General features: G+C 65.0%; 11 protein-coding genes. 9 read left to right on the top strand and 2 right to left on the bottom strand.

Going from position 1 to position 14,610, the window contains the following annotated elements; all coding sequences use genetic code 11:
* Positions 1–50: 50 nt before the first annotated feature.
* The 3 genes from HRUBRA_RS05910 (at position 51) to HRUBRA_RS14635 (ending at position 6,141) form a co-directional block, all read left to right on the top strand.
* Positions 51–1,607, top strand: a complete 1,557-nt coding sequence (locus HRUBRA_RS05910) for a hypothetical protein (protein ID WP_035515409.1) — start codon at positions 51–53, stop codon at positions 1,605–1,607.
* A 100-nt stretch (positions 1,608–1,707) separates the two neighbouring features.
* Complete coding sequence (locus HRUBRA_RS14640; RefSeq protein ID WP_084592492.1) at positions 1,708–2,592, top strand: peptidylprolyl isomerase; 885 nt, start codon at positions 1,708–1,710, stop codon at positions 2,590–2,592.
* Between the two features lie 27 nt (positions 2,593–2,619).
* Complete coding sequence (locus HRUBRA_RS14635) at positions 2,620–6,141, top strand: glycosyltransferase (protein WP_052094445.1); 3,522 nt, start codon at positions 2,620–2,622, stop codon at positions 6,139–6,141.
* On the opposite strand, the gene HRUBRA_RS05895 is transcribed toward HRUBRA_RS14635, so the two are convergent.
* Positions 6,138–6,911 (bottom strand): acyltransferase, encoded by a 774-nt coding sequence (locus HRUBRA_RS05895; RefSeq protein ID WP_144244407.1) that lies wholly within the window; start codon positions 6,909–6,911, stop codon positions 6,138–6,140. The two genes, HRUBRA_RS14635 and HRUBRA_RS05895, sit on opposite strands and share 4 nt — an antisense overlap.
* Positions 6,912–7,177: 266 nt before the next feature.
* Here HRUBRA_RS05895 and HRUBRA_RS05890 point away from each other — a divergent pair, with 266 nt between their 5' ends.
* From HRUBRA_RS05890 to groL, 6 genes are all read left to right on the top strand, one after another.
* Positions 7,178–8,209, top strand: a complete 1,032-nt coding sequence (locus tag HRUBRA_RS05890) for a hypothetical protein (RefSeq protein WP_035515405.1) — start codon at positions 7,178–7,180, stop codon at positions 8,207–8,209.
* Positions 8,203–8,898 (top strand): sulfotransferase family 2 domain-containing protein, encoded by a 696-nt coding sequence (locus HRUBRA_RS05885; protein ID WP_035515403.1) that lies wholly within the window; start codon positions 8,203–8,205, stop codon positions 8,896–8,898. The genes HRUBRA_RS05890 and HRUBRA_RS05885 overlap by 7 nt, the downstream gene beginning before the upstream one ends.
* Positions 8,891–10,279 (top strand): AmpG family muropeptide MFS transporter, encoded by a 1,389-nt coding sequence (locus HRUBRA_RS05880; RefSeq protein WP_236629796.1) that lies wholly within the window; start codon positions 8,891–8,893, stop codon positions 10,277–10,279. Before HRUBRA_RS05885 ends, HRUBRA_RS05880 begins: the two co-directional genes overlap by 8 nt.
* A gap of 194 nt (positions 10,280–10,473) precedes the next feature.
* Positions 10,474–10,923, top strand: coding sequence for an FxsA family protein (locus HRUBRA_RS05875; protein WP_035515400.1), 450 nt, complete (start codon positions 10,474–10,476; stop codon positions 10,921–10,923).
* A gap of 151 nt (positions 10,924–11,074) precedes the next feature.
* Positions 11,075–11,365, top strand: coding sequence for a co-chaperone GroES (locus tag HRUBRA_RS05870; protein WP_035515397.1), 291 nt, complete (start codon positions 11,075–11,077; stop codon positions 11,363–11,365).
* Positions 11,366–11,422: 57 nt separating this feature from the next.
* Positions 11,423–13,066: a chaperonin GroEL gene (gene groL, locus HRUBRA_RS05865; RefSeq protein ID WP_035515396.1), complete on the top strand. Its 1,644-nt coding sequence runs from the start codon at positions 11,423–11,425 to the stop codon at positions 13,064–13,066.
* A 606-nt stretch (positions 13,067–13,672) separates the two neighbouring features.
* On the opposite strand, the gene sodB is transcribed toward groL, so the two are convergent.
* Positions 13,673–14,254: a superoxide dismutase [Fe] gene (gene sodB, locus HRUBRA_RS05860; protein WP_035515395.1), complete on the bottom strand. Its 582-nt coding sequence runs from the start codon at positions 14,252–14,254 to the stop codon at positions 13,673–13,675.
* Positions 14,255–14,610 lie beyond the last annotated feature (356 nt).

Genomic DNA, 14,610 nt, shown 5'->3' with positions numbered 1-14,610 from the left:
CGCTAGCATTAACCATTTGGTTGTGTGTTTAAACATTAGGAGTCTCCTCTATGAAAAGCAATTTTAAGCCCTTGGGCATTGCTGCTGCGGTAGCTGTCGCATCTGCTGGCTACGCAAATGTGGCCTCTGCTCAGACTGTGGCCAACAATGCGCTGGGCGATCTCGCCCTTGTGCCGTACTACACCGTCAACGGTGACTGGCTGACGGGTGTGCACATTGTTAACACCAGCGCCCAGACCCAGGTCGTCAAGTTCCGTTTCCGTCGCGCGACCGACTCCATGGACGCGCTCGACTTCAACATCGTCATGTCTCCCGAAGACGTCTACGCCGGTTACCTGTCGGACGACGATGGCGCCATCTCCTGGCAGGCTGACGACACCACCTGTACGGTACCGGCAACTACCGGCGGCAAGCTGACGATGCCGGAAATCTACCGTGATGATGCCGAGACGGGTTACGTCGAAATCATCGCTATGGGTGCTCCGGAATTTGAAACGTCTCCCATAGCCGAGGCCGCCAAGCACAAGGCGGGAGTCCCGGCTGATTGTGCGGCTGTCCGCTCGAACTTCTTTGCGGATGGAAGCAGCACTTCTGGCAGTGAGACTCGAGGCGTAATCGACTTCGAAACTACCTACGGCGTTGATGCTGATGCCACTGATACTGTGGATTTCGGCGGCGAGTCAACGTACACCGATAGCGGTAACGTTCTGAAGGTGTCCTACTTCATTCGTGACAACGCAACCGGCGTTGAGTTTGGCGACAATGCCGTGCATATCCAGGACTTCCTGGAGAACCCGAGTATTACCAACCAGCAGTACGGCGTATTCTCTGGCGACCTTAACGGTTTTGACTTCCCTGACCTCGACGGTGGCGTACCGACGGCTAGCCCCGCAGAGCGTGGTAAGTTTGTAGCCCTGCGCTCAGGCAGCGTTCTTGGCGTATCAAAGCTCATCAATGAGTGGACCGCTAACACGGCCAACGGCGCGGCTCTGGATTGGGTCGTTACCATGCCCGGCCAGTACACCATGCTGGACCTGCCGAATTACATTGAAGAAGAGTTGGACGCCGACGGGGCTGCCGTCCTTGACGAGGATTGCAAGCGCGGCGAATTAAACAAAGCGTGTGATTATCGCGATATCCCGGTTACGGCAACCATTGTTCCGTACAATCGTGAGGAGCTGACGTCTACGCCGGAAGAGGGCGGCCTGACGGTTTCTCCGGCGCCTCCGGGTGAAGTCCAGCGTCTGGTGCTGCCGAACGAGACGAACGTCATTACCTTTGGCAACAAGGACCAGAATGGCGTGCTGGGTGTTATCGGTGATGTCGACATCACTGCTGACCTTGAACAGCCCTACGGCTGGCTATCGCTGGAAGTAGCATCCGCTACTACGGGCGATACGGCGGTCTGCGATTGGGATGTCAATACTCGCGTGACAAATGGTGAGTACAGTGCCGCTGCTGGCGCCGACTTGACCATGACCTGCAGTTCGGTCGGTGGCAACGTCCCGATGATCGGCTTCGCTGCATGGGCACGTCAGGTTGCTGCCAATCCCGACGCTTCCTACGGCCGGATTGTTGCGCACAGCTTCGAGTCCGCTGCTCCCTAGCAAAAGGTGGTTCCCGGCTAGCTTTTGTAGTCGGGTGGTATCGAGCCGGCGCCTTCGGGCGCCGGCTTTTTTTTGACCGACTATTGCCCACAGGTGGTTCATGTTGCAACGAATCCTGCTCACACTTCTCCTCATAATGCTGATGCCCGCGGCTGCGCTGGCTCAGGTGGTTATCTCCGATGAGGGTGTCGACATCACCCGCGAGGAATTCGAGGCCGTGCTGGCGACCTCCCCTGACAAGATCAAGCGCCGGGCCGCCAACGACCTCGGCGACCGCTTTGAGCTCATCACTCAACTGATCGCGAGCCGCAAAGTGGCCGCGACGGCCGAGACCCTGGACAAGGATGATCCCGGCTATTGGGAGCTCCAGTTCAAGTTGCTCACTGCGAAGGAGCAATTCATGTTCGAGCGGCTTGTAGCCGACTATGACTTGCCCGATTTCGACGAGCTGGCTCGGGAACGTTACAAGACCCAGAAAGATAAGTACGCACGCTATCCAGAGTTGCGAGCTTCCAGCCATATTCTGTTTCGCTCGCCCCCGGGTGAGGATCGCACGGAGCTGCGCGAAAAAGCGGCGCTGGTGCTCGAAGAACTCCGCGCCGGTGCCGACTTCGAAGCGTATGTGCAGGAGTATTCCGAGGACCCTGGTTCAAAGAAGCGCGCTGGCTCCCTGGATCGCTGGATTCGTCTCGGCGACCCCAAGATCACCCCGCCTTATTCCGGCGCGCTTTTTGAAATCGATGAGATTGGCGGCTATTCCGAGGTGACCGACTCTCAGTTCGGCCTGCACATCATCCGCCTCGATGGCATCCAGGAGTCCGGCTATGCCGAGTACGAAACCGTGCGGCCGAAGATCATCAGCGACCTTCGTGCCGAGTACAAGACGCTGGCTGCCAAGGAAGTGCGTGCGCGCTTCCATCTCACTGATGACGCCTTCATCGACGGTGACGCCATGGAAGAACTCCTGGCCCCCTACAAAGAATAACGGTTTGCCGCCCCGGGAGCCCTGACCATGGCACTGACCCTTGTTCTGGGCATGCACCGCTCCGGCACCTCGCTGGTCGCGCGGGCCCTGGCGGAGGCCGGGCTCTATCCCGGGCGGGGGGAGGACATGCTCGCGGCCCAGGCGGACAATCCCCTGGGCTTTTATGAACGCCGGGACCTCGTCGATGCCAATGAGGCGCTGCTCGCGTCCACCGGTGCGAGCTGGTTCGAACCGCCCGGCGCTGTGCTCGGTGAAAGTGGCCTGCCTGCGGGTGCCGACGCTGCCGTGGCCGGGGTCACGGGGGCACTTGAGCATGCGGCGGAGGCCGGCCGTGGCACTTTCCTCAAGGACCCCCGCCTCTGCCTCACCTGGCCCGCCTGGGCAAGCCCCGCTACGGTGGTGTTGTATGTGTACCGCAATCCCCTGGCGGTGGCGGATTCTTTGCGCCGCCGCAACGCCTTTCCCCTGGGCTATGGCCTTGCGCTCTGGGAGCACTACAACCGCTGCGCTATCGCCGCCCTGCGGGGACGCCAGTACGCCTGCGTGTCCTACGACGCGATCGCCGCTGACCCCAGGGAGCTGGAGCGGCTCCTGGAGCGCCTGGGGGCTCTCGGCCTGCCGGTTCAGGCGCAGCTGCCTGCTGAACTCTTCGAGGCGGGACTGCGCCATGCCGCCACAGCGGCGGACTTTGCCGCCGGGGATCGGGCCCTGCAAAGCTACGAGCAGACACTCCTGGCAGAGTATTGTGAGGCCCTCTGCGCCGGCGGGCCCCTCACGCCACTGCCCGCGGCATCCCCCTCGCTGCAGGCGCACATTGTCGATTACGCCCGCGCCCTGGCACCGCTTGCCGAGGTGGTCGAGACCGGCAATGCGCGGCGCGAGGCAGAAGCCCTCATGGAAGAGCGTACCGCCGAGCGGGATCGGGCCCTCGACCGGCTCCGGGCGACCGAGACGGATTATGCGGCGCTGGCGGCGGCGCATGATGCCGAGCGCACGGCCCACGGCCGCCTGCAGGCGGTGCACGAGGCAATGGAAGCTGAGCATGAAGCGCTGGCGGCGGCGCATCAGGCCCAGGTCGAGGCCTACGACGCCCTCGCCGACGAGCACCGCGCCCTGGAGCAGCAGCGTGCGGAGCTCAAGGCCGCACAGGATGCGCTGGCACAGAAGGCCGATTATCTGTTCCACACGCTCAGCGAGGCCTACGGTAACCTGCAGGCCTACGAGGCGTCGCCGCTCGGTCGCGTGCAGCGCCAGTTCTCCCGCGCCTACAAGCTGCTCACCGGCCGCCACGGCACCGCCACCCGCTATGACAATGTGATCATCGCGGCGCGGGGCCACGCGCAGGACTTCGGCCTGCCCGGCCCCGAAGCGCGGCCCAGCCGCCTGGCCATGGCCTCCGACGTGCTGCGCTACGTCGCGCGCAACCCGGCTGGGTCCGCCCGCAGCTTCAGCTGGCCGCGGCTCAAGCGTGCCGCCAGTGTGTTCTTCCGCAGCTCCCCGGAGGACCTGGGGGTGTGGATCCGTGCCCGCTTCCCGGAACAGGCCGGCGAACGGCTGGTTTTCGACCCGAAAGCCATGGACCCGGACCTCGACACGCTGGAGCTCGCCTTCCCCGAACACGACCGGCCCCGGGTCTCCATCATCGTGCCGGTGTACAACGACTACCGGGTGACGGCCCACTGCCTTCAGGCGCTGCATGAGCACCTGGACGCGACCCCGGTGGAGGTGATCGTCGCCGATGATGGCTCTGCGGATCTCACGACCTCTCTCGAGAAGCGCATGGCCGGCGTGCGGGTGGTGCGTGGTGAGAATGTCGGTTTCCTGCGCAACTGCAACCGGGCTGCGCGGGAGGCCCGCGGTGACTTTGTGCTTCTCCTCAATAACGATACGGCCGTCACGGCCGGCTGGCTGGCACCGCTGCTGGCCGTGTTCGAAGACGAGAGCGTCGGCGCTGCGGGCCCCATGCTGCTCTTCGGCGACGGTACGCTGCAGGAGGCCGGGGGCATTCTCTGGCGCGACGCCTCGGGCTGGAACTTCGGCCGCGGCGATGCGCCGGACAAGCCCGCCTACACTTACCGCAAAGCTGTGGACTATGTGTCCGGCGCCTGCCTGATGGTGCGCCGCGGGCTCTGGGAGGACATCGGCGGTTTCGACGAGCGCTTTGTGCCGGCCTACTACGAGGATGCGGATCTGTGCTTCGCGGTCCGCGCTGCCGGTTACCGGGTGGTCTACCAGCCGGCTTCCCGTATTTTCCACTTCGAGGGGGTGAGCAACGGCACGGATCTCGCCGCCGGCGTCAAGCAGCACCAGGTGCGCAACCAGGGGGTGTTCGCCGACAAGTGGCAGGCTGTGCTGGAGGCGGAGCACTTTGACAACGCCCGGCATGTAACCTGGGCCCGGGACCGCTCGGCCCGGCGCCGCTGCGTGCTGGTCATTGATCATTACGTGCCGCACCACGACAAGGATGCCGGCTCCCGCTCCACGTTTCTCTACGTCCAGCTGCTGCTGGCCATGGGCTATCGCGTGCAGTTCATGGGCGCGAATTTTTTCCCCCACCAGCCCTATACGCAGGCGTTGCAGCAGCTTGGGGTAGAGGTGCTCGCGGGTGAGTCCATCGCCCGGGACCTGGACCGCTGGTTCGCCGAGCACGCGCCCTACATCGATGAAATCTTCCTGCACCGCCCGCATGTGGCGGAGCAGTTTCTGCCTCAGCTCTCGACGCTGGCGCCGCGCCCGGCGGTCAGCTTCTTCGGTCACGATCTGCATTACCTGCGCATCCAGCGGGAGGCCGCCGTGCTCGCGGACCCGGAACTGGAAAAATCCGCGGCCAGCTGGCGCAAGCGCGAGTACGCCGTGTTCGAACAGGTCGACCGGATCTATTACTTCTCCGAGGTGGAGATCGACGAAATAGCCCGGGAGCGACCGGGGCTCGCCCTGCGCACGGTGCCGCTCTATGCGCTCAAGGACCGGCCCCTGCCTGCTTACGCGCCAACGGCGCCGCGACACCTGCTCTTTGTCGGCGGCTTCAATCACCCGCCGAATGTCGACGCCGCGCGCTGGCTGGTTAACGACATCCTGCCCCTGATCAATGCTGCCTGTAAGGGTGTGCAGGTGCACCTGGTCGGGTCCAACCCCGGCGAGCAGGTTCAGGCCCTGGCCTCAGCGCAGGTCACCGTGCACGGCTATGTGAGCGACGAGGAACTCGCCGCGCTCTACCGGCAGGTGGGACTGGCGGTCGTCCCGTTGCGCTACGGCGCCGGCGTGAAGGGCAAGGTAATCGAGGCGGTGCAACATAATGTGCCTCTGGTGACCACGCCCACAGGGGCCGAGGGTATCCCCGATGCCGCCGAGGTGCTCTGGACAGCGGACAGCGCCCCCGCGCTTGCCGAGGCCATCGTCGGTATTGTCGAGGGGCGGGCAGAACTCGCGCCGCGCATGGCGCGCTACGGTGAATGGTTGGCGACCCACTTCAGCCGCGGCCGGGCCGAGGCGATGCTGCGCCGGGATCTGCTGCCGCCGCAGCGCGACCCGGGCGGCCTGGCAGGCTAGCCATCCTCCGGGGGGAAGCGTTCGAGAAAAGCCGCCGCCCGCGCGCGCCCGGCCGCCGTTGCGTCCCAGGCCCAGTAGCGGTTGCCGTCGACGCGGAAGGTTGCCGGTACACCCTGAGCGACCGCGTAGCGGGGCAGATCCCGGGTGACCACGCTGCCGAAGGCGACCCGCGCGAAGGCGCCGACGGTGACGTCCTTGAGCACCGCACTGCGCTCGCCGAGCCAGGCGTGCGGTTCAAGCAGAATGCCCCGGGCCGGCGTATTCATGACGTCGCCGTTGCTGTGGTCGAGCACCGGGTGGCCGTCGCTGTTACGCAGCGTTACGTCGGCAGCGAGCAGGCAGCAGTCGCCGACGACCAGGGTCGGTCGTCCCGGGGCCGCTGCCAGGCCGGAAGTCCAGGCGCCGGGCCCGGTGACGGCAACGTCGTTGCCGATGGCGATCAGATCGTTCGGCTGTCGCGAGCGCAGCGTCAGGTCGTTGAAGCTGCAGTTGTCGCCCACGTAGAGCGTGCTGCCGTCGCCGCGCAGCGCCGCATGGAGGCTGCCCCGCAGGTTGTTGCCGATGAAGACCTGCGCCGTGCCCTCCTGGGGTGCAATGAGGCTGACGCGGGCTTTACGGATGCCGTCCCGGAGATACAGCGCCACCCGCCGGGGGTCGCCGTCCACGGTGATGCCGTTGGCGGCGAAATCCGCCGCCGGAACGGCTCGCCACTGGTCCGGGTCCGTGGTGAAGCCGGAAATGACGGCGGAGATGAGGGCTTGATCGAGCATCGCTGCAGTGTACCGGGCGTCCCCGCAGCTGTCCCGGTCGCTGGGCGCTGTTTCCGCGCCGGTGGTACACTGCGCCACTCGCCCGGGGCGTTGCCCGTCGGGTGCTGCTCAGTGTTTCCCGGGGTTACCGCGACGTGGTTTTCAACGATGGACTGCTATTCCTTCTTTTTCCGAAAACGGCGGGCATGGCGGCTAGTGACGCGTTGACGCGCCGCCGGGAGGCGCCCGTGAAAGCTTCCCCTGAGCGTTACCGGGACGCCTGAGTCATGCGCGCCGTCATCCACATCGGCACCGAGAAGACGGGGTCAAGCTCCCTGCAGGCCTACCTGTGCAGCGGCGCCGGTGAGCTGGCTGTGGCCGGGGTGCACTGCTGCACCAGCGCCGGGGACGGCAACAACCGCGCGCTGGTCACCGCGTTCATGGACCTGGAGGAAAGCGACGACTACACGCGTCTGCACGGCCTCGACGATACGGAGACCCGTGCCGCCTGGCGAGCTGCGTACCTTGAGGCCTTCGAGGCAGAGGTCGCCGCCTGCACCGCAGACCTTTTCGTTATCAGCTCCGAGCATTTTCATTCCCGGCTCCTGGCGCCGGCACAGGTTGCCGCGCTCGCGGCGTTCCTGCGGCCGCTTTTCGATGATATCCAGGTGCGTGTTTACCTGCGTCGGCAGGACGAACTCGCGCTCAGCTTTTACAGCCAGAAGCTTCGTGCCGGTTTTATTCCGCCGACGATTCTGCCCCTTGCCAACGTCCGGCGCTCGCCGCGAACGCCACCGCCTTATTTTGATTTCCAGGCCCTGCTCGAGCGCTGGGCCGATGCCTTCGGTGAGGCGGCCGTGTATCCCTGCCTCTACGACCGCAGTCTGCTGCAGGGCGGTGAGGTGGTGAGTGATTTCTGCCACTTCGCGGCTTTGCCGCTTCTGGATGTGGTGTTGCCGTCGCCGGTGAATACGGCGCTTTCGGCTCCGGCGCAGGCCGCGCTGCTGCGCTTCAACGAATGTTGCGGTGGGGATCGCGAGAGTCGCGAGCGGCACCGGCCGACCCGCAACGCCCTTGCGGCCTACCTGCAGGCCCACGGTGCCGGCAGGAGCGTGCTGCCGGCGCGGGCCGAGGCCGAGGAATTCTACGCCGCCTTCGCGGCCGGCAACGCCGCCGTCGCGCGGCGTTGGTTCGGCCGTGAGCAGCTCTTCAATGAGGACTTCTCCCGCTACCCGGAGGCCCCCGCGCCGGTGGATTGGGAGCGTGCCGCGGCACTGCTTGCCGGCTTCGCCGCCGGTCAGTCTTCCCCGGCGTGCTGATTTCCCTGCACCTGCCCAAGACCGCGGGGACGAGTTTCCTCGGGCTGCTCGAGGCGGTTTATGGCGACGGGCTGCTGCGCGACTATGGGGACCGGCCGATCAATCGTTCCGTCGCCGCGCGGCGGTTGCGCGCGCTGGGTGGCTGCCTGCGCCACGCGCTCCCCCCGGCGCGGGTCCGGGCCGCGCAGTGCATCCATGGACACTTTCTGCCGTTGAAATACGCGCTGCTGCCCGCGCGGGACGGCCGTCGCTTCATCGTCTGGCTGCGCGATCCGGTGGAGCGCCTGGCCTCCCACTACCACTACTGGTACCGAAGCTATAACCCGCGGGACGCCGGTCGGCTGCACCGACAGGTGGTCGAGGAGCGCTGGTCCCTCGAGCGCTTCTGCCTCGGGTCGGAGCTGCGCAATATGTACAGCGCCTTCCTCTGGGGTTTCCCGCTGTCGCGCTTCGACTTCGTGGGTATCACCGAGCACTACGAGGCAGACATACGTTACTTCAGCGAGCAGTTTCTCGCCGGGGCGAGGCCCCCGGTCGCACCGCAGAATATGAACGCGGAGCAGGGGCAGGACAGCCGCTCGCCCTATATCCAAGACGCAGCGTTCCGCAGCGAGGTGGAGGCCTGGCATGCGCGCGACATGGCTCTGTACCGCCAGGCGCTGGCGCTGCGGGATCGGCGCTGTGGCTAGCCGCAGCGCGCTGGCGCCTCCCTGGTGGGTCGCGCTGCGGGTCTACACCCGCAAGCCTGTGCTGGTCATCACCCTGCTCGGCTTTTCGGCGGGGCTGCCGTTCCTGCTGGTCTTTTCCACCCTGACGGCCTGGCTCCGCGACGAGGGGGTGGCCCGCACTGCCATCGGCTTCTTTGCCTGGGTCGGGTTGACCTATTCCCTCAAGATCCTCTGGGCGCCCGTGGTGGACCGGCTGCGTCTGCCGTTGCTGACGCCGTCCCTCGGCCAGCGTCGGAGCTGGATACTCCTCGGCCAGCTTGGGATTGCCGTGGGGCTGGCCACCATGAGCCAGCTCGATCCGGCCGCGTCGCTGACGCCCATTGCCGCCGCAGCGGTGCTCGTGGCGTTTTCATCCTCGACCCAGGACGTTGCGCTGGATGCGTTCCGTATCGAGTCGGCGCCCGATGAGGAGCAGGGTGCGCTCTCTGCCGGTTACATCTTCGGCTACCGGGTCGCGCTGCTGGTGGCTGGCGCCGGGGCGCTCTATATCGCCGATGCGAGCGGCTGGTCCGTAGCCTATCTGTCCATGGCTGCGCTGGTTGCTGTGGGCGTGGCGGCCACTCTGTGGGGTGACGAGCCACCGCACCGGGGCGCCGCGGAGCAGCGGCGCATGGATGCCGCCATGGTCGATCAGGTCATGGGCCGTCCCATGCACCTGGAGCGCCGCGCCTTCTGGCAGCGTCAGCTTCTCGGGGCAGTCATCTGCCCCTTCCTCGAGTTCCTGCAGCGCTATGGCCGCTTTGCGGTGGTGGTGCTTATTTTCGTGGCCGTGTTCCGGCTGTCGGACATCGCCATGGGTGTCATGGCCAACCCCTTCTACCTGGACCTCGGCTACAGCAAGTCGGAGATTGCGAGCATCGCCAAGCTCTTCGGGTTCTTCATGACCATCGCCGGTTCCGCGCTCTGCGGCCTGCTGGTGCTGCGCTTCGGTATTCTGAAGCCGCTGCTGCTCGGCGCCGTGCTCGTCGCCGCGACCAACCTGCTGTTCTCGCTCCTCGCGCTCGAGGGCGGCACTGCGCCGCCACCGATCGTCTGGCTCGCCCTCGTGATCAGCGCCGACAACCTGAGCGGCGGGATCGCCGCCACGGCCTTTGTCGCGTATCTCTCCAGCCTCACGCACCGCAGCTACACGGCAACGCAGTACGCCCTGTTCAGTTCGCTCATGACGCTCCCGGGCAAGTTCATTTCCGGCTTCTCGGGCTGGCTGGTCGATGTCGGTGGCTATCCCTGGTTTTTCGTCGTGGCGGCGGCGCTCGGCATCCCGGCGATCACTCTCGTCCTGGTGCTCATGGCGCGGGAACACCGGACCGTGACGGCGGCTGCGCGGGAGCCTGTACCGTGACGGCCGCCGGGCGTGCACCGGCGCGGCGGGCGACATCCCCGTAGCTGCAGACCCGCCCGGGGGGGATGCTCGCCACCAACAGCCCGCTATGTTCGTCGCTGGTCGGAGCTGCCGCCAGGGCGGCAGCTCGCCCTCGCACCGGGAAGTTCGCAAGCACGCCTTGCAAAAGCCATTTCCGCCCCCATACTGCCCCTATGAGAGTTTTCCTCCTGCTCCTCCCCTGGCTGGAGCTGTTCACCCTGATTCAGCTCGGCGTTGCCACCAGTGCCCTCACGGCCCTGGCCTATGTGTTCCTCACCTTTGTCGCCGGTTTGGCGCTGCTGCGTGTGCAGGGGCGTGACCTGTTCAACCGCCTGCGCGAGGCCCAGGCAGGGCGGTTGTTCGGCCCGCAGATCTTCGTTGACGATATGGCCGTGGGCCTCGCTGCGCTGCTGTTGATGGCACCGGGGCTCATCACCGATACGCTGGCCCTGCTGGTGCTTATCGGCCCGCTGCGCCGGCGGCTGTCGCGCTGGCTTTTCGGTGCCCGCGCCGCAGAAGACCCCTACGGCCCCGGCCACACGGCCCGGGACTGGCGCCACGACGCCACCATCGAGGGCGATTTCACCCGCGTAGACGACGAGGACAGCTCGCCTCGTCGCTGAAAAAAAGCAATAAAAACAAAGACCTGCAGAATTTTTTAGCACTCTCGAAAAAAGAGTGCTAAAAATCCCTTGAAAAGCGATCCCCGGGCCCCAATTGATGCGGCAGGCCCCGACGGGGGATTGCTAACGTGTAAGCTTGGAGAAGTAGCCAATGAAAATCCGTCCGCTGTACGACCGCGTGGTCGTTCGTCGCAAGGAAGAAGAAGAGACCACCGCCGGTGGCATCGTCCTGCCGGGTTCCGCCAAGGAAAAGCCGAATCAGGGTGAAGTTGTCGCCGTTGGCGATGGCAAGGTGCTCGACAACGGTGAGCAGCGCCCGGTGGCCGTCAAGGTCGGCGACACGGTGGTGTTCGGCCAGTACGCCGGCAGCAACACCATCGAGATCGATGGTGAAGAGCTGATCCTCATGGGTGAAAGCGAGATCTACGCTGTCGTGGAGTAAGACTCCCGCACCTGACCATCCCGATCTGACAAGCAACGAACAAGCAAGGAACACATCATGGCAGCAAAAGACGTATTTTTTGGAGACGAAGCCCGGCACCGTATGCTGGCCGGCGTTAACATCCTGGCCGACGCAGTGCGCGCCACCCTCGGCCCCAAGGGCCGCAACGTCATCCTGGACAAGTCCTTCGGTGCACCGACCGTGACCAAGGACGGTGTCTCCGTGGCCAAGGAAATCGAGCTTCAGGACAAGTTCGAGAACATGGGCGCGCAGATGGTCAAGGAAGTTGCTTCCCAGGCCTCCGACGCCGCCGGTGACGGCACCACGACCGCCACGGTCCTGGCTCAGGCCATCGTCAACGAAGGCCTCAAGGCCGTTGCCGCCGGCATGAACCCCATGGACCTCAAGCGCGGCATCGACAAGGCCGTGGCCGCTGCCGTGGAAGCGGTACAGAAGGCTTCCACGCCCTGTGAAGACGGCAAGGCCATCGCCCAGGTGGGCACCATCTCTGCCAACAGCGACGTGGCCGTCGGCGACATTATCGCCGAGGCCATGGACAAGGTCGGCCGTGACGGCGTCATCACCGTCGAGGAAGGTTCCGGTCTCGAGAACGAGCTGGATGTGGTCGAGGGCATGCAGTTCGACCGCGGTTACCTGTCTCCCTACTTCATCACCAACCAGGACAACATGAGCGTCGAACAGGACGCCCCGTTCATCCTGCTGGTGGACAAGAAGATCTCCAACATCCGCGAACTGCTGCCGCTCCTCGAGCAGGTTGCCAAGGCCTCCAAGCCGCTGGTTATCGTCGCCGAGGATGTGGAAGGCGAGGCCCTGGCCACGCTGGTGGTGAACAACATGCGCGGCATCGTCAAGGTTGCAGCCTGCAAGGCCCCGGGCTTCGGCGACCGCCGCAAGGCCATGCTCCAGGATATTGCCATACTCACGGGCGGTACGGTCATCTCCGAGGAAGTCGGTCTCGACCTCGAGTCCGCCACCCTTGAGCACCTGGGCAACGCCAAGCGCGTGACCATGGACAAGGACAACACCACCATCATCGACGGTGAGGGCGAGTCCGAGACCATCGAGTCGCGCATCAAGGAGATCCGCGTCCAGATCGAGAACACCAGCTCCGACTACGACCGCGAGAAGCTCCAGGAGCGTGTCGCCAAGCTCGCCGGCGGTGTTGCGGTGATCAAGGTCGGTGCCGCCACCGAGATCGAGATGAAGGAGAAGAAGGCCCGCGTCGAAGACGCGCTGCACGCTACCCGTGCTGCCGTCGAGGAAGGCGTGGTTGCCGGTGGTGGTGTCGCGCTGATCCGCGCCATCGACGCCATCCGTGGCCTCAAGGGCGACAACCATGACCAGGACATCGGCATTGCCGCAGCCCTGCGCGCCATGGAGAACCCGCTGCGCCACATCGTCAGCAATGCCGGTGACGAGGCCTCTGTGGTCCTCGACAAGGTCCGCCAGGGCGAGGGCAACTACGGCTACAACGCTGCTACTGGCGAGTACGTGGACATGATCGAAGCCGGTATCATCGACCCGGCCAAGGTTACCCGTACGGCGCTGCAGGCTGCTGGCTCCGTCGCCGGCCTGATGATCACCACCCAGGTGATGATCGCCGACGCCCCGGAAGACAAGGCAGCGGCACCCGCAATGCCCGATATGGGCGGCATGGGCGGCATGGGCGGCATGATGTAAGCGCCCCCCGAGCCTGACGAAAAACCCGGCCTCAGTGCCGGGTTTTTTTATGTCTGCGTAATTTTTGGGGTGGTCAACGGGGCGGCTGTGGCGGCTGTGGCGGCTGTGGCGGAAGGGCCGGGAGAAGGGGGGAGCGGACACGCTACAAGCACATCCATGTGCGCTCGACGTCGGCCATCCATGGCCGCCGACGGTCCGCTCCCCCCTTCTCCCGTCCCTTCCTTCTCCCCCGGCGCAGTGCTACTTCCGACAGCAGTTATAGGCTGCATCCACTCAAGAGCCAGTATCTTGGCACTGTTGTTGTTATCCAAGCGTGTTTGACGTGCGTCGACGGTGTGAAGGCGTCCACTGAGAAGGCAGGGCGCGGCATAGGCCCCCCGGGACCGTCGCGGGCCATGGATGGCCCGCGTCGAGCGCACATGGATGTGCTTGTAGCGTGTCCCGGGGGGCCTATGCCGCGTCCTGCCGCCTGCATGCCCGGTTCGTGTGGACAACACGCCGCGGTCTGACGCCCGCAAGCTCGCTCTGGCAACCCCCGGCCACAAAATCCCCAGACACAAAAAAGCCCTCCGAGGAGGGCTTCTTCGATGGCGTGTTGAAAGCGCCTTACTTCATGTTGGACGCGGCAAACTCCCAGTTGACCAGGTTCCAGAACGCTTCCATGTACTTGGGGCGGGCGTTGCGGTAGTCAATGTAGTAGGCGTGCTCCCAGACATCGACCGTGAGCAGCGGCGTGACGCTGCTGTCGGTGAGGGGCGTGCCGGCGTTGCTGGTGTTGACGATGGCAACCGAGCCGTCGCCCTTCTGCACCAGCCAGGTCCAGCCGGAACCGAAATTATTCACGGCACTGGCGGTGAACTCTTCCTTGAACTTGTCGAAGGAGCCGAAGGCCGCGTCGATGGCGTCGGCGAGCTTGCCCGTGGGTGCGCCGCCGCCGTTCGGGGCCAGGCAGTGCCAGTAGAAGGTGTGGTTCCAGATCTGCGCGGCATTATTGAACACGCCGCCCTCGGAAGACGTGATCACATCTTCGAGCGACTTGCTTTCCATGTCCGTGCCGCCGACCAGGCCATTCAGCTTGTCCACATAGGTCTTGTGATGCTTGCCGTAATGGAACTCGAGCGTTTCCGCAGAGATGTGCGGCTCGAGGGCATTCTGCTCGTAGGGGAGGGGAGGAAGTTCAAAAGCCATGGTGCTCTCCTGGGTTGACGATGAGTATACCGGACATACGTTGGCAAAGTGCTCTCCGATCTATGCCGCAGTGCTTTTGTCGGGATTAGAATAACATGAACCGCCCCCGGTGCAGGAGGCTCGGCTCACGACGCCAGAGCAGGAAGAGCAGGAAGAGCAGGAAGGGCGCCTGTAAGGGGATGCTATCGGACGGTATAATCGTCGGCTCCTTTGCTAGCCGGCGCCTGCCATGTCCCGCGACGACGATCCCGAAGCTATCCCCTCCATGGTCCCCACCCGGGATGACGACGAGCTGTCCGCGGTCGCACCGCGGTCCGCGGCGGGGCGCGGTGCCACGCCGCGGGCAGGGCGCGGCG

Origin of the sequence: Pseudohaliea rubra DSM 19751 (assembly GCF_000764025.1) — a bacterium.
GTDB classification, from domain to species: Bacteria; Pseudomonadota; Gammaproteobacteria; order Pseudomonadales; family Halieaceae; genus Pseudohaliea; species Pseudohaliea rubra.
The sequence above is the reverse complement of the archived record's forward strand: the minus strand, read 5'-3'. Positions and strand labels throughout refer to the sequence as shown.